19 protein-coding genes are annotated in these 21,320 nt (G+C 72.5%); 1 reads left to right on the top strand and 18 read right to left on the bottom strand.

Features of this window, described 5'->3' with window-relative positions:
* The first annotated feature begins 40 nt into the window (after positions 1-40).
* The gene (locus tag OG299_RS31625) at positions 41-2,932 is read left to right on the top strand and encodes an ATP-binding protein (protein WP_327363294.1); all 2,892 of its coding nucleotides are present in this window, start codon (positions 41-43) and stop codon (positions 2,930-2,932) included.
* Here OG299_RS31625 and OG299_RS31620 read toward each other — a convergent pair.
* The 18 genes from OG299_RS31620 to OG299_RS31535 all read right to left on the bottom strand — a co-directional run bounded on the left by OG299_RS31620 (position 2,854) and on the right by OG299_RS31535 (position 21,310).
* On the bottom strand, positions 2,854-3,447 hold the full coding sequence (locus OG299_RS31620; RefSeq protein ID WP_327363293.1) for a sigma-70 family RNA polymerase sigma factor: 594 nt from the start codon (positions 3,445-3,447) through the stop codon (positions 2,854-2,856). The two genes, OG299_RS31625 and OG299_RS31620, sit on opposite strands and share 79 nt — an antisense overlap.
* 197 nt (positions 3,448-3,644) lie before the next feature.
* A complete protein-coding gene (locus tag OG299_RS31615) occupies positions 3,645-5,087 on the bottom strand; it encodes a GuaB1 family IMP dehydrogenase-related protein (protein WP_327363292.1) in 1,443 nt (480 codons plus the stop codon).
* A gap of 150 nt (positions 5,088-5,237) precedes the next feature.
* Positions 5,238-6,392 (bottom strand): XdhC family protein, encoded by a 1,155-nt coding sequence (locus OG299_RS31610; protein ID WP_266631171.1) that lies wholly within the window; start codon positions 6,390-6,392, stop codon positions 5,238-5,240.
* A complete protein-coding gene (locus tag OG299_RS31605; protein ID WP_327363291.1) occupies positions 6,392-7,720 on the bottom strand; it encodes an IS701 family transposase in 1,329 nt (442 codons plus the stop codon). The genes OG299_RS31610 and OG299_RS31605 overlap by 1 nt, the downstream gene beginning before the upstream one ends.
* Before the next feature lie 71 nt (positions 7,721-7,791).
* Positions 7,792-8,439 carry a TMEM175 family protein gene (locus tag OG299_RS31600; protein ID WP_266631169.1) on the bottom strand — a complete coding sequence of 216 codons (648 nt, stop codon included), beginning with the start codon at positions 8,437-8,439 and terminating at the stop codon, positions 7,792-7,794.
* Between the two features lie 117 nt (positions 8,440-8,556).
* Positions 8,557-8,898, bottom strand: coding sequence for a nuclear transport factor 2 family protein (locus tag OG299_RS31595; RefSeq protein ID WP_030656331.1), 342 nt, complete (start codon positions 8,896-8,898; stop codon positions 8,557-8,559).
* A 15-nt stretch (positions 8,899-8,913) separates the two neighbouring features.
* Entirely contained in the window at positions 8,914-10,428 is a 1,515-nt protein-coding gene (locus OG299_RS31590) for an ATP-binding protein (protein WP_266631167.1), read from the bottom strand.
* Positions 10,425-11,690: an MFS transporter gene (locus tag OG299_RS31585; RefSeq protein WP_266631165.1), complete on the bottom strand. Its 1,266-nt coding sequence runs from the start codon at positions 11,688-11,690 to the stop codon at positions 10,425-10,427. The genes OG299_RS31590 and OG299_RS31585 overlap by 4 nt, the downstream gene beginning before the upstream one ends.
* A 26-nt stretch (positions 11,691-11,716) precedes the next feature.
* Positions 11,717-12,541 (bottom strand): FAD binding domain-containing protein, encoded by an 825-nt coding sequence (locus OG299_RS31580; RefSeq protein WP_327363289.1) that lies wholly within the window; start codon positions 12,539-12,541, stop codon positions 11,717-11,719.
* A complete protein-coding gene (locus OG299_RS31575; protein WP_327363288.1) occupies positions 12,538-14,943 on the bottom strand; it encodes a xanthine dehydrogenase family protein molybdopterin-binding subunit in 2,406 nt (801 codons plus the stop codon). Before OG299_RS31575 ends, OG299_RS31580 begins: the two co-directional genes overlap by 4 nt.
* Positions 14,944-14,948: 5 nt before the next feature.
* A complete protein-coding gene (locus tag OG299_RS31570) occupies positions 14,949-15,500 on the bottom strand; it encodes a (2Fe-2S)-binding protein (protein WP_327363286.1) in 552 nt (183 codons plus the stop codon).
* 2 nt (positions 15,501-15,502) lie between these two features.
* Positions 15,503-16,147: an NADPH-dependent F420 reductase gene (locus tag OG299_RS31565; protein WP_327363285.1), complete on the bottom strand. Its 645-nt coding sequence runs from the start codon at positions 16,145-16,147 to the stop codon at positions 15,503-15,505.
* A gap of 63 nt (positions 16,148-16,210) precedes the next feature.
* Positions 16,211-17,695 carry an aldehyde dehydrogenase family protein gene (locus tag OG299_RS31560; protein WP_266631156.1) on the bottom strand — a complete coding sequence of 495 codons (1,485 nt, stop codon included), beginning with the start codon at positions 17,693-17,695 and terminating at the stop codon, positions 16,211-16,213.
* A 32-nt stretch (positions 17,696-17,727) separates the two neighbouring features.
* Positions 17,728-18,468: a type 1 glutamine amidotransferase domain-containing protein gene (locus OG299_RS31555; protein WP_266631154.1), complete on the bottom strand. Its 741-nt coding sequence runs from the start codon at positions 18,466-18,468 to the stop codon at positions 17,728-17,730.
* Positions 18,469-18,538: 70 nt separating this feature from the next.
* Positions 18,539-19,282, bottom strand: a complete 744-nt coding sequence (locus OG299_RS31550) for a MinD/ParA family ATP-binding protein (protein ID WP_266631152.1) — start codon at positions 19,280-19,282, stop codon at positions 18,539-18,541.
* Positions 19,282-20,547: a PP2C family protein-serine/threonine phosphatase gene (locus OG299_RS31545; RefSeq protein ID WP_266631150.1), complete on the bottom strand. Its 1,266-nt coding sequence runs from the start codon at positions 20,545-20,547 to the stop codon at positions 19,282-19,284. The genes OG299_RS31550 and OG299_RS31545 overlap by 1 nt, the downstream gene beginning before the upstream one ends.
* Positions 20,529-20,993 (bottom strand): ATP-binding protein, encoded by a 465-nt coding sequence (locus OG299_RS31540; RefSeq protein ID WP_327363283.1) that lies wholly within the window; start codon positions 20,991-20,993, stop codon positions 20,529-20,531. The genes OG299_RS31545 and OG299_RS31540 overlap by 19 nt, the downstream gene beginning before the upstream one ends.
* A gap of 5 nt (positions 20,994-20,998) precedes the next feature.
* Positions 20,999-21,310: an STAS domain-containing protein gene (locus OG299_RS31535; RefSeq protein ID WP_030157520.1), complete on the bottom strand. Its 312-nt coding sequence runs from the start codon at positions 21,308-21,310 to the stop codon at positions 20,999-21,001.
* Between the last annotated feature and the right edge of the window lie 10 nt (positions 21,311-21,320).

Below are 21,320 nucleotides of genomic sequence, written 5' to 3'. Positions count from 1 at the left end.
CCCGGCGGCAGCCGGGAGACGCCCGGGGAGGATCGCCGACGTGCGGGTCGGGCGTGAACGACTGCGTGAAGAGTTACGGGACTGGGTGCGCGGCGGTGCGCGGCGCGGCGGGGGCCGTCTGATCGTGGAGGGCGAGCCCGGCGCGGGCCGGACCGCCCTGGTGCACGAGGCGCTGGCCGAGGCGGCCGCGCTGGGCGGCCGGGTGCGCTACGGGGCCGCCGACGCCTTCACGGCGGAGCTGCCGCTGCGGGCCGCGCTGGACTGCCTGCACCCCGAGGGGCCCGGCCGGGCGGCCGTGGTCGCACTGCTCCGGGAGGCCCGGGAGGCGGCGCAGCCCGGCGGGGCGCTGCTGGCGGCCATGGACCTCATGGTGCGCGGGGTCGAGGAGTGGTGCGCGCGGGGCCCGCTGCTGCTGGTGTTGGACGATCTGCACTGGGCGGACCCGGCCAGTCTGCTGCTGTGGCAGCGCCTGGCCCGGGCGGTGGACCGGCTGCCGCTGCTGCTGGCGGCGACCCGAAGGCCGCTGCCCCGGCGGCCCGAGGTGGAGCAGCTGTGCGCCGAGCTGGGCGCGGGCCCGCACGGGCGCACCGTCCGGCTGGAGCCGCTGACCGGGGCCGAGTCGGCCGAGCTGCTCCGAGGAATGCTGGGGGCGGCGCCCGGGCCGCGGCTGCGCGAGGCCGCCGGGCAGGCGGGCGGCAATCCCCGGCTGCTGCGGGACCTGACCGCGCAGTGGTCCCGGTTCATCGAGATCACCGGCGGGGCCGGGGACGACCGCAGCAGCGACGCCGCGAACACCGGCGCAGCGGCCGCCGTCGCGGTCGCCGAACTGACCCTGCCCGAGCGGGAGTTGCCAGAGCCGCCCGCCACCCTCCCGCGGGGCATCGGCTATCTCTCCCGCCCCGCGTACACGACGCTGCGGCATGCGGCACTGCTCGGCCCGGCCTTCACCCCGCGCGAGCTGGCCCTCGTACAGGCCAGAGCGGCCCGGGAGGTGCTGGCCGAGCTGGAGGAACCGCTCCTGGCCGGGCTGCTGGAGGACACCGGCGAGCGGCTGCGCTTCCGGCAGCCGGCGCTGCGCCGGGCCCTTTACGCGGAGCTGCCCCGGGCCGCCCGGGCCGCCCTGCACCAGGATGCGGGCCGGGCCCTGGGCGAGGCCGGGCACGATCCGGAGCGGACCGCCGAACAGCTGCTGGCCGGCGGGTCGTTGGACCGGTGGGCGGTGCACTGGCTGGCCGACTCGGCGCAGTCCCTGATCGCGGCGGCGCCCGGTACGGCCGCCGAACTGCTGGAACGGGCCGTCGCGCAGGCCGACTGCGGGGACCGGGACGCCCTGGAGGGGAGCCTCGCGGACGCCGCCCTGATGCTGCGCCGGCCCGAGTCGGTGGAGCTCCTGACCACCCTGCACGGGCGGGCCACGGATCCCGGGCACCGGGCGGCGCTGGCCTTCAAGCTGGTGTCGGCGCTGATGATCCAGGGGGACATGGCCCGTTCGCTGGCCGTCACCGAGGACGCGCTGGCGGAGCAGGTCCCCTCCCCCACGCTCCGGCTGCGGCTGGAGGCCTGCCGGGTACTGGCCCTGGCCGATCTGCACTGCCCGGCGCAGGCCCACACGCTGGCCGCGGCGGTGGTGGCGGAGGCGGCCCGGCTGGGCGATCCGCTGTGCGGGGCGGAGGCGCACCACGCGATGGCCTTCGCCCTGTTCCACCTGGGCCGCGGCCGGGAGTCGCTGCGGCACGTCGCCGAGGGGATCGTCTGCGCCCGGCGCAGCCCCGAGGCCAACGACATGCGGCTGCTGCTCCTCGCCAACCAGGCCGAGGCCCACCTGCGGTTCGACGAGCCGGAGGCCGTCGCGGCAGCACTGCGGGAGGCGCGGGAGCTGGCGCTCTCCAGCCGCTCGACGGGGCGGCTGGTGGTCACCGAGGCCCGGCTCGCCGAGTTCCACTACCGGCTCGGCGACTGGGACGCGGCGCTCGCCGGGGCGGCCCGGGCGGACGGGCTGCCGGTCTCGGACGGCTGGCTGCCGGTGGTGGTGCACGGGCTGCGGGCCCTCGTACTCGGCCACCGGGACGAGCGCGAGGCGGCGCAGGCCGAGCTCGCGCTGCTCCCGCCGGACCCGTTCGCGGTCCCGGCGGCCCGCCGCTACAGCGGGCACGTGCTCCTGGCCAGGGCCCTGCTGGCGGAGCGCGCGGGCCGTCCGGCCGAGGCGGTGCGCGAGCTGCTGCCGGCGCTGGCGGACAGCCCGGACGGGGCGGGGGCGTACGAGCGCCCCTGGGTGCTGTCGGAGATCGTCCGCGTGGCCCTGGACAGCGGGGACACGGCGACGGCCCGGGCGGCGGTGGCGGCCTGCGGGCGCGCGGCGGCGGCGCTGCCCGAGTACCCGGGCCCGGCACTGGCGCTGCTGCGCTGCCGGGGGCTGTTCGCGCAGGACCCGCAACTGCTGGCGCAGGCGCTGGAGCGGGCGGAGCGCGGCGGCTGGCCGCTGGTGCTGGGCCATGCGTGGGAGGACCTCGCGGTGGCCCGGGCCTGGCACGGCGACCTGGCGGCGGCGCGGACGGCGCTGACGCGCGCGGCGGCCGCGTACGAGGACCTGGGCGCCCGGTGGGACACCGCCCGGGCCGACGCCCGGCTGCGGAGCCTGGGAGTGCGGCGCGGCAGCCGCTCGGCGCGGCGGCGGCCGGCCAGCGGGTGGGAGGCGCTGACACCCGCGGAGCTGAAGGTGGCCCTGCTCGTCGCGCAGGGCCGGTCGAACCCGGAGATCGCGGGCGCCCTCTTCCTGTCCACGCGGACGGTTCAGACGCACGTGTCGCACATCCTGGCGAAGCTGCAGGTCCGCTCGCGGACGGCGGTGGCCGCTCAGGCGGCGGCGCGGCGGTCGGGCCCTGAGCCGGTGCGGGGGCCGGGAGCGGGGCCGGTGCGGGGGCCGGGACCGTAGCCGGGCATGGCCTCCCGCAGGGCCCGCAGGGCGTAGTAGGTACGCGATTTGACGGTCCCGACGGGAACCCCGAGCGCCTCGGCGGCCTCGCACACCGAGGCCCCGCGGAAGTAGATCTGCACGAGTACGGCGCGGTGCTCGGGGCTGAGCAATCTCAGCGCGTCGCGGACGTCCAGGACGGCGACGGCCTGCTCGGTGCGGTCGTCGGCGACGGGCATGTGGGTGTCCAGGGCGTCCGGCCCGACCTCGGCGGGCCGCACCTGGCGGGCCCGGCGGGCGTCGATGGCGAGGCGCCGGCCGACGGTGTAGAGCCAGGGCCGCATGGACGCGTGGCCGCTCTCCAGCGCTTCGGGGTGCTTCCAGGCGCGGAACAGGGTCTCCTGCAGGAGGTCTTCGGCGCGGTGCCGGTCACCGAAGGTGAGGCCGAGGAGGAAGCCGTAGAGGGCCTTGCCGTGTTCGCTGTGCAGTCGCGCGAGGGCGTGCGCGTCGGTGCGGCGGCGGAGGGTACTGGCCACGGGGTGCCCCTTCCAGGTCGGATGACCCGAGCGTGGCGGACCCGGCGCCCGGAGTTATCCGCCGCTTGGCGTATCCGCCCGCCACCTGCGCCGACCGGTCGAACGGCACGCCGAACGGTCCCCGGGCGCCCCGAGAACGCCGGTGGCCCCGGGCCCGTCCGCGAGGACGGGCCCGGGGCCACCGGCAAAAAGGGGAACTAGCTCCAGCTGGCGTGCAGCGGCTTGCCCTCGGCGTAGCCCGCCGCCGACTGGACGCCGACCACGGCCTTCTCCTCGAACTCGGCGAGGGAGCCCGCGCCGGCGTAGGTGCACGAGGACCGCACACCGGCGATGATCGAGTCGATCAGGTCCTCGACGCCCGGACGGGCCGGGTCCAGGAACATCCGCGAGGTGGAGATGCCCTCCTCGAACAGGCCCTTGCGCGCCCGGTCGTACGCGGACTCCTCGGACGTGCGGTTCTGCACGGCACGCGCCGAGGCCATGCCGAACGACTCCTTGTAGAGACGGCCGTCGGCGCTCTGCTGCAGGTCGCCCGGGGACTCGTACGTCCCGGCGAACCAGGAGCCGATCATCACGTTCGCGGCGCCGGCGGCCAGCGCCATCGCCACGTCGCGCGGGTGGCGGACACCGCCGTCGGCCCACACGTGCTTGCCGTACTTCTTCGCCTCCGCCGCGCACTCCAGCACCGCGGAGAACTGCGGGCGGCCCACGCCGGTCATCATGCGGGTGGTGCACATGGCGCCGGGGCCCACACCGACCTTGATGATGTCGGCGCCGGCGTCGATGAGGTCCTTGACGCCCTCGGCGGCCACGATGTTGCCGGCCACGATCGGGACCCGCGGGTCCAGCGCGCGCACGGCCTTGATCGCGTTGATCATCGACTCCTGGTGGCCGTGGGCCGTGTCGATGACGAGCGTGTCCACGCCCGCGTCGAGCAGCTGCTTGGCCTTCTGCACGAAGTCGCCGTTGATGCCGACGGCCGCTGCGATGCGCAGCTTGCCCTCGGCGTCCGTGGCCGGGGTGTAGAGGGTCGCGCGCAGCGCGCCCTTGCGGGTCAGGAGGCCGACGAGCCTGCCGTCCTTGTCGACGGCCGGGGCCAGCTTGCGGTGGCCGGCGTCGAGCTTGTTGAACGCCTCGCGGGGGTCGATGTCGGCGTCGATGAGCAGGAGCTCCTTCGACATGACCTCGGAGAGCTGGGTGAAGCGGTCCACGCCGGTCAGGTCGTGGTCGGTGACGACGCCGACCGGGCGGCCGTCGGCGTCGACGACGACACCGGCGCCGTGGGCCCGCTTGGGCAGCAGGGACAGCGCGTCGGCGACGGTCTGGCCGGGCGCCAGTGTGATCGGGGTGTCGAGCACGAGGTGGCGGGTCTTCACCCAGGAGATGACGTCGGTGACGACCTCGATGGGGATGTCCTGCGGGATGACCACGATGCCGCCGCGGCGGGCGACCGTCTCGGCCATGCGGCGGCCCGCGATGGCGGTCATGTTCGCGACGACGAGCGGAATGGTGGTGCCGGTGCCGTCGGGCGAGGAAAGGTCCACGCCCTGGCGGGAACCGACCGCGGAGCGGCTCGGCACCATGAATACGTCGTCGTACGTCAGGTCGTACGGCGGCTTCTGGTCATTGAGGAAACGCACGTGCTGAACATCCCAGTCGATCGAAGGATCCGTCTACGGCCTCGACAGGCAGGGCAGCCGAGGAAACGCACGTACTTCATTCTCCCATGACCCGGCATTAATGCCGCCCGGGCTGATCGTCCAGGACATACCGGGCCCCGTGGTCTGTTCCTACGGGACCTTGGTCCCGTAGGCGATCCGGGTGCGCGCGTGCACGGGACCCCGGCGCCGGGCCAGGGGGGCGACGGATCCGCCGTACCGGACGGCCGTGAACTCGGCGGCGATGGACAGGGCCGTCTCCTCGGGGGTGGCGCCGCCCAGGTCCAGCCCGATGGGTGAGCGCAGCCGGGCGAGCGCGGCCTGCGGCACCCCCTCCTCGCGCAGCCGCTGCTCGCGGTCGGCGTGGGTGCGCCGCGATCCCATGGCTCCCACGTAGCCCAGCGGCAGCCGCAGGGCGAGGGCCAGCAGGGGTACGTCGAACTTGGCGTCGTGGGTGAGGACGCAGACCGCCGTACGGGAGTCCAGCCGGCCCGCCTCCCATTCGGCGGCCAGGTGCCGGTGCGGCCAGTCCACGACCACCTCGTCGGCGTCGGGGAAGCGGGCCGGCGTCGCGAAGACGGGCCGGGCGTCGCAGACGGTGACCCGGTGCCCGAGGAAGGCCCCGATCCGGGCCAGGGCGGCGGCGAAGTCGATGGCCCCGTAGACGATCAGCCGGGGCGGTTCGGCGGCGGATTCGACCAGGAGGGTGAGCGGCTGCCCGCACAGCCCGCCCGCCGTGCCGAGCTCAGCGGTCCCGGTGCGCCCGGCCAGCAGCAGGTCCCGTATGTGCCCGGCGGCGGCCCGGTCGAGGGCCGGCTCGCCGCCCAGGCAGCCCTCGTAGGATCCGTCGGGGTGGACGGCGAGGGCCCGGCCGAGCTGTGGCGGCGGGCCGGAGACCACCCGGGCCAGTGCGGCCCGGGCGCCTGCGGCGGCGGCCTCGAGGACGGAGCCGAGGACGGGCCGCACCGGGTCGTGCCCGCGCACCGGGGTGACGAGCACGTCCAGGACTCCGCCGCAGGTCAGGCCGACGGCGAAGGCGTCGTCGTCGCTGTACCCGAAGCGGTGCACGCCGCCTTCGCCGGAGGCGATGGCGTCGAGGCACAGCTCGTGCACGGCGGATTCCACGCAGCCCCCGGAGAGGGAGCCGAGCGCGGTGCCGCCGGCGTCGACGGCCAGGGAGGCGCCCGGGCCGCGCGGCGCGCTCCCGCTGACGGCGACCACGGTGGCCAGGGCGAATTCGCGGTGCGCGGCACACCACGCGCGCAGTTCCTCGGCGATGTCGAGCATCAGCGGATGTACTCGCGTCTCGCGCTCTGGCCGGGGATCAGAGGCCGCGGCGGCAGCACCGGCGGTGGGCCGGTGCGTGCCACGGGGCCGGGTGCTCCGGTACGGGACACGGGCCCGGGCACCCTGCCGAGCGGGGGCCGTACGTGCCCGGGGAAGCCGTCGGGGATCCTGCCGCGCGCACCGAGCAGCATCGACGCATGGGCGACACTCGCGAGCGTGGCGTGGTGGTGCCAGCCACGGAAGGAGCGGCCCTCGAAATCACGGATGCCTACGGGTTCGCAGGTCTCGGTGAAATCGAGGGATACCCGGTCGGTGAGTTTGGCGAGGAGGAAGAGCTGGGCCAGCGGCCGGTCGCCGATGTTGGTGATCCAGAACTCGGAGGGCAGCAGGGCGGCTTCGGTCCAGGCGCCGACGAGCAGCAGCGGGGTGGACGGCAGGGGGAGGGACCGGTCCTCGCCGGGGGTCCCGAGGATGGCGGCCGAGGTCAGCAGGGTCACTGCCCCTTCGGCGCGGCCGTGCCGGGTCCATTCGACGACGCGCCGCTGGGAGCGCAGGGAGTCGATGAGTTCGCGGGCGGGCGCGGTGTGCGGCCCGGGCTTGTGCCGGCCGGCGCCGCCGAAGGAGACGGGCAGCGAGCCGTCGACCTTGAAGACGAAGGGGATGTCCTGCAGGGCGAAGGACTCGATGCTCTGCGGGATGTCGGTGTTGGCGACCTCCATCACCACGGGCCGGCGCTGGAGTTGCCAGCCGGCGGCCATCCGCTGGACGGCGTGTACGGCGTCCTGGGCGGGGGTGAGCGAGCGTGCGGTGTCGGGGATGCCGGCCCGCCGGCGGCGCAGCAGCTCGCTCGTCCAGGGCCCGGGGAGGGTGAGGGTCCATTCGACGGGGAAGCTGGCCTCGCTGGAGGCGAGCCAGATGCCGCTGGCCTGCTGGCAGTTGGCGGTGCGGCCGAGCTGGGGGACGAACTGGCGGCCCACGCCGACCGAGCGGTCGCCGGCCTTCTCTATGACCATGGGCTGGACCACCCAGGCCAGCGGGCGCTGGGCGGTGCGTTCGAGGTACTGGGCGAGGGAGCGGCGTACCGGGGTCCAGTCCCAGGGGGACTTGCTGATGAACTGCTGGAGGCTCTGCTCGACGGAACTGGCCCCTGTTCCGGCGATGTTACGGATTGTTTTCTTCCCGCTGGTCCGCACCAGGCCGTTGAGATAAACGCGGGCCCAGTTTCGCTGGTCCCGCCGGGGTAAGGATTCGAAGAAAAGAGAGATCAGGACGTCGATCAATTCGGAGATTTCCTTCGTGGAATCCTCCGGAAGGACTACGCGAGCCATCTGGGCCTCCCCCGCGACCACTAGATCCAATACCCTACTTGACCGTGCAGAACGGCCGTAGGCCACGGCGGCTACTTCCTGAGGTCGCTGGCAGATTCGAGCCGCTCTTCCTCTACCACGAGGGGGATCGGGATCTGGTTCGCCGCATAGTAGAGCGCGATCAGGAAGTGTGCGACGAGAGTGAGCGGTGCGGAGAAGAAGGACAGGAGAACGGTCAAGGGGTACGCCACGGCGCCGAGGCCGAAGCGTACGCGGGTGGCCCGGGCGCCCTCCTTGTCCACCCGTTCGTGGAACAGGTGGCCGACGCGGGTGACGTACCACCAGAAGGCCAGGAATGCCAGCGCGTAGACGACGGTGACCGAACTGTAGAGGATCGCGGCGGCGTTGGCGGAGCCGCCCTCCTCGACGAGGTGCTCGGCCAGCACGGTGGTGGTGTACGGAATCACCGACACCACCATCAGCACCATGAGATTCAGGAACAACAGCGGCCGGTCCACCCGCTTGAGGTGACTGAAGATGGTGTGGTGATTCACCCACATCACGCCGATGATGAGGAAACTCACCACGTATGCGGCATAGTGCGGCCACTGTTCCCACACGCCGTGCCAGAAGTCCGTTCCCGTTTCCTCCGGAACCTTTAGTTCCAGAACGAGAATCGTGATGACGATGGCGAATACCCCGTCACTGAATGCCTCGACACGCCCGGTTTCGCGTTCCATGACCTCCCCTTTGCCATTTCACCAGCCAGGCCCTCGCCGCGGTCTCCGGCGGGGCCTGCACGTGCGGGGAGGGCGCTGCCTTCGCCCTCCCCGCACACGCTACCCAGATATCGGTGGTCAGCCGCCGAAACCGGCGGTCTGGCGCCAGATCCGGCCATCGCGGACCACAAGTGTCCCGAACGCGTGCTCCGGTTCGCCGTTCAGATTCATGATCGCGCGGTAGAAGATCGTGTCCTCGGTCTCGATGTACTCCTGGAGTTCCACCAGCGTGGGCTTCACCGTGAGGTAGCCCGTGAACGTCTCGCGCACGGCCTCGATCCCGACGGAGACCCCCTCGAAGCGCAGCAGGACGGCGTCGTCGGTGTAGTTCTTCATCACCGCCTCGATGTCCAGGGCGGCCAGCGCCTCCATCTGGCGGACGAACACCGGGTGCAGCTTGGAGATGTCGTACTTGGCCATGTCGACTCCATTCGTTCAACGGGTGGTGGAGCGGGTGGAGGTGGGTTCATCAGGTGTTTCGGCGCAGGCGGCGGACGCGGTGAGCGGCAGCCGTACGACCATCCGGGTCTCGCCGGGACGCGAGCGGGCGGTGATCGAGCCGTGGTGGCGCTGGGTCACGATGCGGTAGCTGAGGTGCAGTCCGAGGCCCGTTCCCTTCCCCACGTCCTTGGTCGTGTAGAAGGGTTCGAAGATCCGCGGCAGGGAGTCCTCGGGGATGCCGCGGCCGGTGTCGGCGATCTCCACGACGAGGCAGACGCCCTCGGCGCGGACCCGCAGGGTGAGCGTGCCGGCGCCCTCCATGGCCTCGGCCGCGTTGTCGACCAGGTTGGTCCACACCTGGTTCAACTCGCTGGGGTAGCCCGTCAGTTCGGGCAGATCCGGCTCGTACGCACGCACGATGGTGATGCCGGCGAGCTTGGAACGCAGCACGACCAGTGTGTTCTCGATCCCGTCGGCCACCGCGAAACGCTGTTCGGGCGCCCGGTCGAGATTGGCGTAATCCCGGGTGGCGGCGACCAGTTGGGAGATCCTCGGGCCGGCCGCGCGCAGTTCCGCGGCGAGCGAGCGGATCTCCAGCAGGGCCGCCAGGTGGTCCAGGGCCACGGGCAGGGCCGGTTCCCCGACCCCTTCCAGCCGCTCCAGCAGCCAGCCCAGTTCCAGCCCGAGGTCCGAGATCCCCGAGCCGAGCAGCCCGGGCCGTTCGGTGCCCGCCTCCTCGGCCCAGTCGGCGATCTCCTCCTCGGCGTCGGCCTGGGCGAGCGGATCGGTGGTGACCGGCGGCGGCAGCTTGTCGAGCTCCTCGGCCAGCCGGTCGAGTACGGCACGCTCCGCGCCCGTCGCGGCGGCGCCCCAGGCCTGGGCGGTCCGGGTGAGCCCGTCCAGGGCCGGTGCCAGCTCCTGGGCGGCCCGGGCCACGGCGGCCGCCGGGTTGTTCAGCTCGTGCGCGAGGCCGGCGGCCAGGGTGCCGAGCGCCTCGACGGTGGCCCGCTTGCGGGCCTGCACCTCGGAGGACTTGATCCGCCAGGCCAGCACCGGGATCAGCACGGCCGCCACCCCGTGGCAGCGGGTCAGCATCTCGAAGAACACCGGCTTCGGGTACGCGACGACGGTGGTCGCCGGCCCGCTCGCTGCGGCGGTGGCCACGTACGCGCCGTCCGTCAGCAGCGGCAGCTCGCCGGTGAAGCGGTGCGCGGCGGAGGGCTTTCCGTCGTGCTCCTCGGCGGCGGCGCTCTCCTCCTCGGTGGAGTGCCGGGTGAGCACCTCCTCCCGGCCGTCGACGACCTTGGTGACGACCAGCCCGCCCGCGAGCAGGACGTGGAAGCCGGTGGCCTCCTCGCCGTCCCGGAAGAGGACCTCCCCGTCGGCGAGCACCCGGGGTTCGGAAACGGAGGCCAGCCAGTCCAGCTGGTCCTCGGTGAGCCCTGCGAAGATCTCCAGCCCGAACAGGGCGGACCGCAGCTCGGCGGCGCTCATGTCGGCAGCCTTCATGTGGTGCTCCCTTCGGCCCGGGTGCGGGCGGCGAGCCGCAGCGTGACGAACAGGGCCAGCGCGCACACCCCGGCGACGGCGGCCATGAAGCCGACCGAGGTGCGGTGCAGTCCGTGGATGTTGGTGAGCATTCCGGCGAGCACCGCCGGCACGCTCATCGCGAGGTACGCGAAGACGTAGACGGCGGCGGTCAGTTCCCCGCGGTGCGCCGGTTCGGCCAGCGCGCTGAGCGCCCGGAAGGAGCCGAGGAACGCCGCGCCCCAGCCGCTGCCGAGGACCGCCGTGGCCACGAGGAACACGGGCGCCGAGCCGAGGCCCAGCGCAAGCAGGACGAGGCCGAGCCCGGCCAGCAGCCCGCACAGGCCCAGGACGGCGGTGCGCAGGGCCTCGGTACGGCCCAGCAGCAGCTGGGCCGCGGTGGCGGCGCCCGCGAGCAGGGCCACGGTGGCCCCGCCGACCAGGTAGTTCGTGCTGTGGAGCAAGGACAGGGCCAGGTGCGGCCCGAGGGAGAGGTAGAAGCCGCCGACCGACCAGACGGCGACGATGGTCAGGACGAGGATCGCGAACCGGCCCCGTACGGCGGCCGGGACATGGATCCGGCGTGCGCTGATCCGCATGAGGCCGCCGGAGCGGGCCTCGGGAGCGCTCTCACGCATCCTGAACACCCCCACCAACGTCACCGCGAAGGCGGCGACCAGCAGCAGGTAGCTGAGCACGGTCGGGGCGGGCGCGTACTGGACGAGCAGCCCGGCCCCGATCCCGCCGAGCCCGATCCCCACCGTCGGCCCCGCGCTGTTGACCTGGGCGCCGAGCGCCGGCCGCGAGCGGGGGGTGAGTTCGAGCAGGGCTGCGCCCATCGCCCCGGTGGCCAGGCCCACCGCGAGCCCCTGCACGGCGCGGGCGGCCAGCAGCAGCCCGAGCCCCTGGGCCCCGGCGAACAGCCCCATGGAGACGATCGCCAGGACCAGGCCGACGCCGAGGACGGGGCGCCGGCCCAGGGTGTCCGAGAGGGATCCGAACAGCAGGAGCCCGATCAGCACGGTGACCGCGTACAGCGCGAAGACCACCGTGATCATGCCGGAGGACAGGCCCCATCTCTCCTGGTAGAGCACGTAGAGGGCGGAGGGTACGGACGAGGAGAGCATCAGCAGGACGAGGACCGCCCCGACCACCCAGAAGCCGGAGCCTCTGGGTGCCGCGGCGGCCGCCTGGGCGGCCGGTGGTGCCGGAACCCCCGTGGTCGTCCTGGACAATTCGGCCACTGCGTCAACTCCCCCGTGGTGGGCGGTCAGGCGAGGGCCTGGTCTGCCCTCTGCAGCGCGCGGGCGGTGAGCACCCCCGCGAGGTGGCCGAGGTATTCGGCCGAGGTACCGCGCCCGGGGACGAACAGCTCCCTGGGCTCGGCGCGGAAGGCCGCGAGCACGGCCTCCGTCGTGTACGGGCCCCCGCGCAGCCGGTCCTCGACCCCGTGCAGCCGCAGCGGGCGGGCGGTGGCCCCGGTGACCGCGATGCGCGGCCCGTCGGGGGTGATCCGTACGGCGGCGGCGCAGACCGGGTAGCGGGTGGCCCGGTCGGCGGTCTTCTCGAAGGCGGCGGCCCGCCCGGCGGCGGGCACCAGCAGTGCGGTGACCACGGCCCCGGCGGGCACCCCGGAGACGGTGAACTCCTCGGCGCCCACGCTCGACCGCCCGCCGGGTCCGGCCAGTTCGACCCGGGCGTCGGCGGCGATGGCCGCGACCGGCAGGTCGGTGGCGCGCCCGCCGGCGGCGAGGTTCCCGCCGGCGGTGCCGAGGTTGCGGACCTGGGGGTCCCCGTTGGCCCGGGCGGCGGCGGCCACCTCCGGGGCCTCGGCGAGGACGCCCGGGTGGGCGGCGAGCTGCGCGAGCGTGGTGAGCGCGCCGATCCGGATCCCGTCGGCGGTCCGCTCGATGCCGCGGAGCTCCTCGAGGTGGCGTACGTCGACGAGGAGCCGGGCGGTGTCCTCACCGGTGCGCAGCCCGGGCAGCAGGCTCTGGCCGCCGGCCAGCACCCGGGCGCCCGGGGTGCCGGAGAGCAGGGTCAGCGCCTCGGCGAGGCCGACGGGCCGTACGTAGTCGAACTCGGTGAGGATCACTCGGCTTCTCCTCGCAGGCGGCGCCAGACCTTCTCGGGGGTGAGCGGCATGTCGATGTGCTGCACGCCCAGGTCGGACAGGGCGTCGACGACCGCGTTGACGACGGCCGCGGCGGGCGGCACGGTGGCGATCTCGCCGGCGCCCTTGGCGCCCAGCGGGTTGTGCGGGCTGGGCGTGGTGGTCTTGTCGAGGGTGAAGAACGGCACGTCCGCGGCGCGCGGCAGGGCGTACTTGGTCAGGTCGGAGCTGACGAGCAGGCCCTGTTCGTCGTAGACGGCGGCCTCCATCAGCGCCTGGCCGAGGCCGTGCGTGATGCTGCCCTCGATCTGCCCGAGGACGATCTTCGGGTTGCCGATGTTGCCGGCGTCGTCGACGGCGGTGTACGCCACCACCTCGGTCTCGCCGGTGAGTTCGTCGACCTCGACGACGGCGACGTGCGTGCCGAAGGGGTAGTTGAAGTCCGGCGGGTCGAAGTGGGTGGTCTCGTCGATGGCGGGTTCGATCTCGTGGGGCAGCCCCCAGCCGTACCACATGGCCATCGCCAGCTCGGCGAACGTCTTGGTGTTCTCCTCGTTGCCCTCTTCGTAGACCTTGCCGCCCGCGTAGACGACCTTCTCCTCGGGGACTCCGAGGAACACGGCCCCGGCCTTGACCAGCTTGGCCTTGATCTTCCGGGCGGTGAGGGCGACGGCGGGCGCGGCCATGCTGTAGGAGCGCGAGCCGTACGTGCCCTGCCCGTACGGGGCCTTGAGGGTGTCCCCCTCGTACACCTGGACCAGGGCCGGGTCGATGCCGAGCTCGTCGGCGGCCACCTGCGCGAAGACCGTGTGGTGGCTCTGGCCGGTGGAGGCGGAGCCGACGGTGACGGTGACCTCGCCGGTCGGGTGGACGCGGATGTTCGCGCTCTCCCAGGTGCCGCCGAGCATGCCCTCCTTGGACATCCGGGTGGAGGGGCCGACGCCGCAGATGGCCACGTAGGTGGCCAGGCCCACGCCGAGCCGCTTGCCGCGGGTGCGGGCCTCGGCCTTGCGGGCGGGCATGTCGGCGTAGCCCGACAGCTCCATCGCCTTGTCGAAGTTCAGCTGGTAGTCCCCGGAGTCGTACGTCCAGCCGAGGCCGTTGTCGTACGGGAACTTCTCCTTCGGCACCAGGTTCATGCGCCGGACGGCCGCCGGGTCCATGCCGATCTCGGAGGCGTACCGGTCGACGAGCCGCTCCATCAAGAAGGCGGCCTCGGCGCGCCCGCTGCCGCGCTGGGCGCCGAGCGAGACGGTGTTGGTGAAGGCTGCGTAAACCTCGCAGAAGGCGGCGGGGATGTCGTACATGCCGCTGATGGAGCGGCCCATCAGGGCGGTGGCGACACCGGGGCCGATGGTGGAGGGGTACGCGCCGAGGTTGGCGTAGCTGGTGGCCCACAGGCCGGTCATCCGGCCGTCGCGGGTGCCGGCGAGCACCACGTGCTGGCGGTGGTCGCGGCCCTGGACGGTGGAGTTCATCAGGCCGGTGCGGGTGTCCACCCACTTCACGGGCCGGCGGAGCGCCTTGGAGAGCAGCAGGACCAGCGCCATGTCGGGGTAGAGGTAGCCCTTGGTGCCGAAGCTGCCGCCGACGGTCGGGGCGATCACCCGGAGCTTGTTGAACGGGATGCCGAGGACCAGCGCGGCGAGCAGGAAGCGGTGGTTGTGCGGGCCCTGGGTGGAGGCGTAGAGCGTGTACTCGTCGGTGGCTGCGTTGTAGTCGCCGACGGCGCCGCGCGGCTCGATGGGGCTGTTGATGGTGCGCTGGTTGACCAGGTCGAGCTCGACGGTGACCTCGGCTTCGGCGAGGGCCGCTTCGGTGCGGTCCTTGTCGCCGCAGGTCCAGTACGCGTTCAGGTTGCCCGGTACGGCCTCGTGCAGCTGGGGCGCGCCCTCGGCGAGTGCGTCGTCGGCCCGGGTGACCACGGGCAGCGGTTCGTACTCGACGGCGATGGCGGCCAGCGCGGCGGCGGCCTGGCGCGGGGTCTCGGCGACGACCACGGCGATCGGGTCGCCGACGTGCCGGACGGCGTCGCCGGTCAGGACCGGGCGGGCGCCGGGAAGTCCGTAGGGGTGGGGCGGGAAGTGGCTCTCGACGCCGCCGGGGATCCAGATGCAGGGCAGCGGCATGACGTCGGTGAAGTCGGCGGCGGTGGCCACCTTGAGCACACCGGGCATCTGCTCGGCGGCCTTGGTCTCGATGGAGAGGATCTTCGCGTGGGCCACCGGGCTGCCGAGGATCGCCATGTGGGCGGTGCCCGGCAGGTCGATGTCGGCCACGTACTTGGCCTCGCCGCGCAGCAGCTGCGGATCCTCGCGGGCGTCCAGCGGCTGTCCGAGCAGGCCCGATCCCTGGAGGGGAACCTCCCCCGTCACTGCGGTCATCTCCCTCACACCTCCTTGCCGGACGCGGAGGCCGAGGCGGACGCGGCGGACGCGGCGGAGGCAGTGACGGCGGCGCCCTCGCTGATCTCCTCGGGGATCTCGGCCCGGGCGGCGGAACAGGCGCGCTGCACGCCCCGTACGACGCTGTGGTAGCCGGTGCAGCGGCACAGGTTGCCCGTGAGCCACTCGCGGATCTCGGGCTCGGTGGGCGCCTCGCGGTCGGCGGTGTTCTCGACGAGCTCGCCGAGGGCCATCACCATGCCGGGGGTGCAGAACCCGCACTGGGTGCCGTGCTCCTGGCGCAGGGCCTCCTGGAGGCCGGTGAGTTCGCCGCCCCGCTCGGTGACGCCCTCGATGGTGGTCACCCGGGAGCCGGCCGCCGACGCGGTGAGGATCAGGCAGCTCTTGACGGACCGGCCGTCGAGCCGGACGACGCAGGTACCGCACTGGCCGGTGTCGCAGCCGACCTTGGTGCCGGTCAGCCCGAGGCCGTCGCGCAGCCGCTCCACCAGCAGCTCGTTCGGCTCGGCCGAGAACTGCTCGGGTCTTCCGTTCACGTTCAGTGAGATATCCATGCCAGCGCCTGCGCTTCCGTGAGCGGCCGGTTGAAAAGGGGCCCGCCGGGCTGCTGGAGAATTCCTCCGGAGTGCAGCGAGCCGGTGTCGACGGGGGCGAATCCCAGATCCGTGATGACTCCCGCGACGATTTCCTTTGCCTTCTCGTCGTCGCCCGCCGTGAAATGGGCCAGGCGTTCGCCCCCCGCGGTGCTCCCCCTGGGCTTCGCCCGGGAGGTGCCCCCAGCGACGGCGAGAGTCTCGAAATGCATGGTGTTCAGGGATTTCACGACGCGGGCGCCGGGATACCACTCGGCGACCAGTTCGCTGGAACTGCGGTCGCCCAGATCCGCGGGTGCGCCCGCGCCGCCGAACGCGTTGGTGGCGTCCACCAGCACCTTGTCCTGCACGGCCGCGGTCGGAAAGAGCCCCTGGATGCTCGCGTACGGCACCATCAGCACCAGCAGTTCGGCCCGGTCGGCGACCTCGGCGGGGTGCGCCGCCGAGGCCGCCGGGCCCAGTTCGGCCAGTAACGGGCCGATGGACTTGGGGCCGCGGGCATTGGCCAATAAGACCTCGTGCCCGGCGGCCACCAGGATCCGCGCGAGGGTGGAACCGATCCGCCCGGTGCCGATGATGCCTGTGCGCATTGCCGCTCCTACTCGGTCGGTCGATCGATCGCGAGTCAGTCGGTCGGTACGTCAGTCAGTCGGTCAGTCCATGCCGATCCAGACCGACTTGGTCTGGGTGTAGCTCTCGAGGGATTCCGGTCCGCATTCGCGTCCGTATCCGGAGGCCTTGTAGCCGCCGTACGGCACCGAGGGGTCGTACTGGTTGTAGCAATTCACCCAGACCGTGCCGGCCTTGATCTGCGAGGCCACCCGGTGGGCGCGCCGCAGGTCCTTGGTGTGGACGCCGGCGGCGAGGCCGTACGCGCTGTCGTTCGCGATCCGGATCGCGTCGTCCTCGGTGTCGAAGGGGATGATCGACAGGACCGGCCCGAAGATCTCCTCCTGGGCGATCCGCATGCTGTTGTCGACGCCGGTGAAGATGGTCGGCAGGAAGTACAGGCCCTGGCTGGAAGCCCCGTCGGGGGTCCAGCCGGAGCCGCCGGTGCGCAGCACGGCGCCTTCCTTCTCGCCGATCTCGATGTACGAGCTGACCTTGTCGAACTGGCCGCGGTGTGCCAGCGGCCCGAACAGGGTCTCCGGGTCGCGCGGGTCGCCGGGCTTGAGGGCGGCGGCGCGCCGGACCAGGCGCTCGACCAGCTCGTCGTGGATGGGGCGCTGGAGCAGCAGCCGGGAGCCGGCGGTGCAGATCTCGCCCTTGTTGTAGTAGATGCCGAAGAAGGCCAGCTCCTCGGCGGCGTCCAGGTCGGCGTCGGCGAAGACGATGTTGGCGGACTTGCCGCCGAGCTCCATCGTCACCTTCTTCAGGGTGCCCGCCGCCTTGCGGATGATCGTCTGGCCGACCGAGGTGGAGCCGGTGAAGGCGATCTTGTCGATGTCGGGGTGGCCGGTGAGGGTCTCACCCAGTTCCACGCCGGGACCGGTGATGACGTTCAGCACGCCGTCCGGGATCTCCGCCTCCTGGAAGAGCTCGGCGATCTTCAGCGCGGTGAGCGGGGTGGCCGGGGAGGGCTTGTGGACGACCGTGTTGCCCGCCGCCAGCGCCGGGGCGATCTTCGTCATCGACAGCAGCAGCGGGAAGTTGAACGGGGTGATCGCGCAGACCACGCCCAGCGGTTCGCGCAGGGTGTACGCGAGCTGCCCGCCGGCCGGGGCCCGCGAGGAGCCGTCGACGCGGGTCACGGCGCCGGCGTAGTAGTGCATGAGCTGGGCGGCCATGGGGGCGTCGACCGTGCTGGAGAAGGCGAACGGCTTGCCCATGTCCACCGTCTCCAGCAGGGCGATCTCCTCGAGGTCGCGCTCGATGAGCTCACCGACCCGGTTCAGCCGCAGCGCGCGTTCCTGGGCGGACAGTCTGCTCCAGGGACCCTCCTCGTACGCCTGGCGGGCGGCGGCCACGGCCGCGTCCGCGTCGGCGGCGGTGGCCTGGGCCACCGGTACGATCTCCTGTCCGTCCACGGGACTGATGTCCGGCTCGGTACGGCCGTCCTGGGCCGAGACCCATGTGCCGCCGATGAACAGTTTCCCGGGGTTGGCCAAGGGCTGGTCGCTGAGCGCGCGCTTGGTCATGGCTGCCTTCCGGTGTCGGATGCGGGGGCTTTCTATCCCTTGGCGAGCTGCTGCAGGAACGTCTCGGCAAGGGCCTTGGAGGAGTACGGGTTCTGGCCGGTGGTGAGCTTGCGGTCCACGACCACGTGCGAGTCCCAGATCGCCTCGGCCTTCTCGTAGCGCGCGCCGAGCCGGGTGAGCTCGGCCTCGAGGATCAGCGGGAGCCGGCCGGCCATGTTGGTGACCATCTCCTCGCTGTGCGAGAAGGCCGTCATCCGGTAGCCCTCGAACGGCCAGTGGCCCTCGCCGTCGCGCAGGGCGAGCAGCGAGGTGTGGCCGTGGCAGACGGTGGCGAGCGGTTTGTCCGCGGCGACGGCCCACCGCAGGATCTGGGCGAGCTCGTCGGACTTGGGCAGGTCCCCGATCGCGCCGTGGCCGCCGCTCACGTAGATGCCGTCGTAGTCGGCGATGTCCTTCTCGGTGAGGGATTCCACGGCGAGGGGGTTCTTGAGCTGGGGGGTGTTCTCGATGACTCTGACGTACTCGGCGGCGTTGGCCGCGTCCTCGTCCGGTGAGCCCTGGGGGCGGACCCACTGGAGGAACTGGGGGTCGATGCTGGTCGGGTCGACGGTGGGGGCCTGGCCCCCGATCGTCGCCACCTCCACGGTGTGGCCTGCGGCCTTGAAGAGGGTGTAGGGAACGACGAATTCCTCGGCCCAGAATCCCGAGGGGTGCTGTTCCCCGTCCAACAGATGGAGCGTTGCCTTGGCCGTCATGACGACGAGAATCTTCATGACTTCTCTCCTTGTTCTGGAATCGCTGCCGATTCAACACGCCCCCCGCAGGGGGCGTAAGGGGGGAGCGTCAGGCGCGCGATACTTCGTGAGGTGCGTCCAACGCGGAGATGATGGTGCGGAATTCACCGACCAGGGGGTGGTCGGGATGAGCTTCTGCGAATATGCGTTCACCGCACAGGGCGGCCATTTCCGGCACATAGGGAAGGATTCCGGCCAGGGGGGCGCCGTACACCTCCTCGCAACGCCGGCGGACCGTTTCCCCGTCGATGCCCTCGGGGGCCATGCTCATGACCAAGGTCCGCCGGCAGGGCAGCCGCCCGGCCAGGGCGATGGTCTCCTCGACTCCCGAGAGGTCGATGCGGTCGGCCCGGGCCATGATCATCAGTACGTCGGCGCTCGCCATGGCGGTCACCGACTCGTTGTTGAGCCCGGCGTGGGTGTCGAGCAGCAGCACGTCGAGCGCGTAGTGCTCGGCCAGCCGGTCGAAGCCCTCCGGCAGCAGCCCCACGTCGTATCCGCTCGTCATGAGCTCGCGCAGCGCCGCCGTCCCGGTCCGGGCCGGTACGACGTACAGTCCGGGCACGCCGGCCTGCTGGGCCGTGGCCTCGATCTCGCAGCGCCCGAGCAGGTAGTCGGCCAGGGAGGGGCCCGGGCCGAGTCGGAAGAGCAGGTCCAGGGTGGGCGACTGGATGTCCGTGTCGACCACCCCCACCCGGCGCCCCTCGCCCGCGATGAGCAGGGCCAGGTTCGCCAGTACCGAGGACTTCCCGGTGCCGCCGCGGTGCGAGTGCACCACGATGGTCCGGGTCATCAGGCCACCGCCGTACGGGCCGCCGCAGGCCGGTCCGCATGCGGCCCCCGCGCCGCACGTGGCCGGTGCAGGGCCAGCATGGTGACGTCGTCGTGCTGTTCGGCCGTGCCCGTGTGCTCCCGCACGGCGGTGTCCATCCGGTCGACCACCTCCTTGCCGCTCACCCGCGGTCCGGCGAGCAGCTCCAGCATCCGCTCGTCACCGAGGAAGTTGCCGGCCGGGCAGCGGGCCTCGGGCACTCCGTCGGTGAACGCGAAGAGGGTGTCCCCGGGGTTCAGCTGGGCGTAGCCGAGGGTGTAGACGCAGTCCGGCAGCACCCCGACGGCCGGCCCCGTGACCTCCAGGGCGAGCGGGTCGCCGCCCTCGGCGCGCAGCAGCAGCGGCGCGTTGTGGCCCCCGTTGATGTACACGAGGCTGCCGGTCAGCGGGTCGAGCACACCGAAGAACAGGGTGGCGAAGTAGCCCTGTCTCAAGTGGTTGCGGGTCAGGTAGCCGTTGGTGGCGGTGACCGCGTTGAGCAGCGGTGTCGCGCCGACCACGGGGACCCGCCGGCTTCCGCCGGCCCGCCCGGCGGCCACCAGGTGCTGCAGTCCGCTGTTCTCCGCGGTGTGCCGCAGCAGAGAGCGGATGAGCGCCATGAACAGCGCGGCGCCGACCCCCTTGTCGCAGACGTCGGCGACGACGAAGGCGAGGCGGCGGCCGCGGGAGATCTCGAAGACGTCGTAGAAGTCCCCGGCGACCTGCCGGGCGGGCCGGAACCGGACGTCGATCTCCCAGCCGTCGGGGACCGGCAGCGATTCGGGCAGGAAGCCGGCCTGGATCTCCCGGCCGATCTCCAACTCCTTTTCGTAGCCCATGAGTTCGGCGCGGGCATCGGCTTCGCGCAGGGTGCGGCCGAGACCGGCGCGCTCCGAGCAGCTGTGCAGCCGGGCCCCGACGAGGGCGGGCAGGAAGGGCGGTACGAGGTAGTCGTGGCCGAGCCGGACGTGCTCCTCCAGGGCGGCGAACTCCGTCACCGTCCAGACGACCACGATGGGGGCCCCGCCCCAGCGGCGCAGCCGCCGTACCGCGAGGCGCACCGACTCCCCGTCGGCCTCGGCCGGGGCGAGCAGCACGTCGGCGGCGGGCAGCCCCTCCAGCGGGCCGGTGCGCAGCTCCGCCAGGGTGCGGGCGACGAGTTCCGCGTCCATCGACTCCAGCGCGTCGAGCAGCTCGAGCGGAGGCGGCGGGTACTCGTCGAGGATGATCACGGTCGTGGAGGGCATGGGTCCGTCCCCTCAGCGTTCACAGTCAGCGTGCTGATGTTGCGGCCGTCCCTGCGTACGTAGCTGAATTCGTCCACGCTGGTCAGCGCCAGGTGGATGCCGAGTCCGCCGACCCGCCGCCGCTCGGGGGGAGTCCCGGGGGCGGGGGGCAGGCAGCCCTCGACGGGGTCGAAGGCGGGTGCGGAGTCCGCGAGGGAGATCTGCACCCGGCCGGGACCGGAGCGGCCGCGGACGGTGATCCGCCCGTCGCCGCCCCGGTACCCGTGCATCACGATGTTCGTGGCCAGCTCGTCCACGGCCAGCCGGATCCGGTACGCGGCGCCCTTGTCCAGGGCCGCCCGGGCGGCCAGCCGCAGGACGAACGAGGCGATGTCGCCCAGTGACCCCACGGTGGCGGGCACCTCCAGTTCGGCGGGCGTCCTCGCCAGTTCGACCATGTCACTCATGCGATTCACTCATCGGAGAGCACGATGCTGCGGTCCAGCCCGGCGGTCCGGATGGTCCGGGACACGGGCTCGATCGCGCCGACCACCTTGATGGTCACGTGGTTCGCCACCTTCTGCTGGGCGAAGACCAGGGACCGCAGACCGGCACTGGCCATGTAGCCGACACCGGCCATCCTGATCTCGACCGTGCCGGTGCCGTGCCCGGCGGCCTTCTCGATGGTCTGGTGGAAGTCCGGAGCGGTCTTGGCGTCCAGCTCGCCCGCCAGCTCGATCACGGTGGTGTCGCCCTCGATGCTCAGGGACACGGAAAGCGGCATGTGAGGTCTC

The organism is Streptomyces sp. NBC_01296 (assembly GCF_035984415.1).
GTDB lineage: Bacteria > Actinomycetota > Actinomycetes > Streptomycetales > Streptomycetaceae > Streptomyces.
Note: the sequence above shows the minus strand (reverse complement) of the source record. Positions and strands in the feature narration are given on the sequence as shown.

Coding starts and splice junctions, on each gene's coding strand:
- OG299_RS31610 (WP_266631171.1), bottom strand. CDS start 6,392: ATGCTCGACATCGCCGAGGAACTGCGCGCGTGGTGTGCCGCGCACCGC.
- OG299_RS31605 (WP_327363291.1), bottom strand. CDS start 7,720: ATGGCTCGCGTAGTCCTTCCGGAGGATTCCACGAAGGAAATCTCCGAA.
- OG299_RS31600 (WP_266631169.1), bottom strand. CDS start 8,439: ATGGAACGCGAAACCGGGCGTGTCGAGGCATTCAGTGACGGGGTATTC.
- OG299_RS31595 (WP_030656331.1), bottom strand. CDS start 8,898: ATGGCCAAGTACGACATCTCCAAGCTGCACCCGGTGTTCGTCCGCCAG.
- OG299_RS31590 (WP_266631167.1), bottom strand. CDS start 10,428: ATGAAGGCTGCCGACATGAGCGCCGCCGAGCTGCGGTCCGCCCTGTTC.
- OG299_RS31575 (WP_327363288.1), bottom strand. CDS start 14,943: ATGACCGCAGTGACGGGGGAGGTTCCCCTCCAGGGATCGGGCCTGCTC.
- OG299_RS31565 (WP_327363285.1), bottom strand. CDS start 16,147: ATGCGCACAGGCATCATCGGCACCGGGCGGATCGGTTCCACCCTCGCG.
- OG299_RS31560 (WP_266631156.1), bottom strand. CDS start 17,695: ATGACCAAGCGCGCGCTCAGCGACCAGCCCTTGGCCAACCCCGGGAAA.
- OG299_RS31555 (WP_266631154.1), bottom strand. CDS start 18,468: ATGAAGATTCTCGTCGTCATGACGGCCAAGGCAACGCTCCATCTGTTG.
- OG299_RS31550 (WP_266631152.1), bottom strand. CDS start 19,282: ATGACCCGGACCATCGTGGTGCACTCGCACCGCGGCGGCACCGGGAAG.
- OG299_RS31545 (WP_266631150.1), bottom strand. CDS start 20,547: ATGCCCTCCACGACCGTGATCATCCTCGACGAGTACCCGCCGCCTCCG.
- OG299_RS31540 (WP_327363283.1), bottom strand. CDS start 20,993: ATGAGTGACATGGTCGAACTGGCGAGGACGCCCGCCGAACTGGAGGTG.
- OG299_RS31535 (WP_030157520.1), bottom strand. CDS start 21,310: ATGCCGCTTTCCGTGTCCCTGAGCATCGAGGGCGACACCACCGTGATC.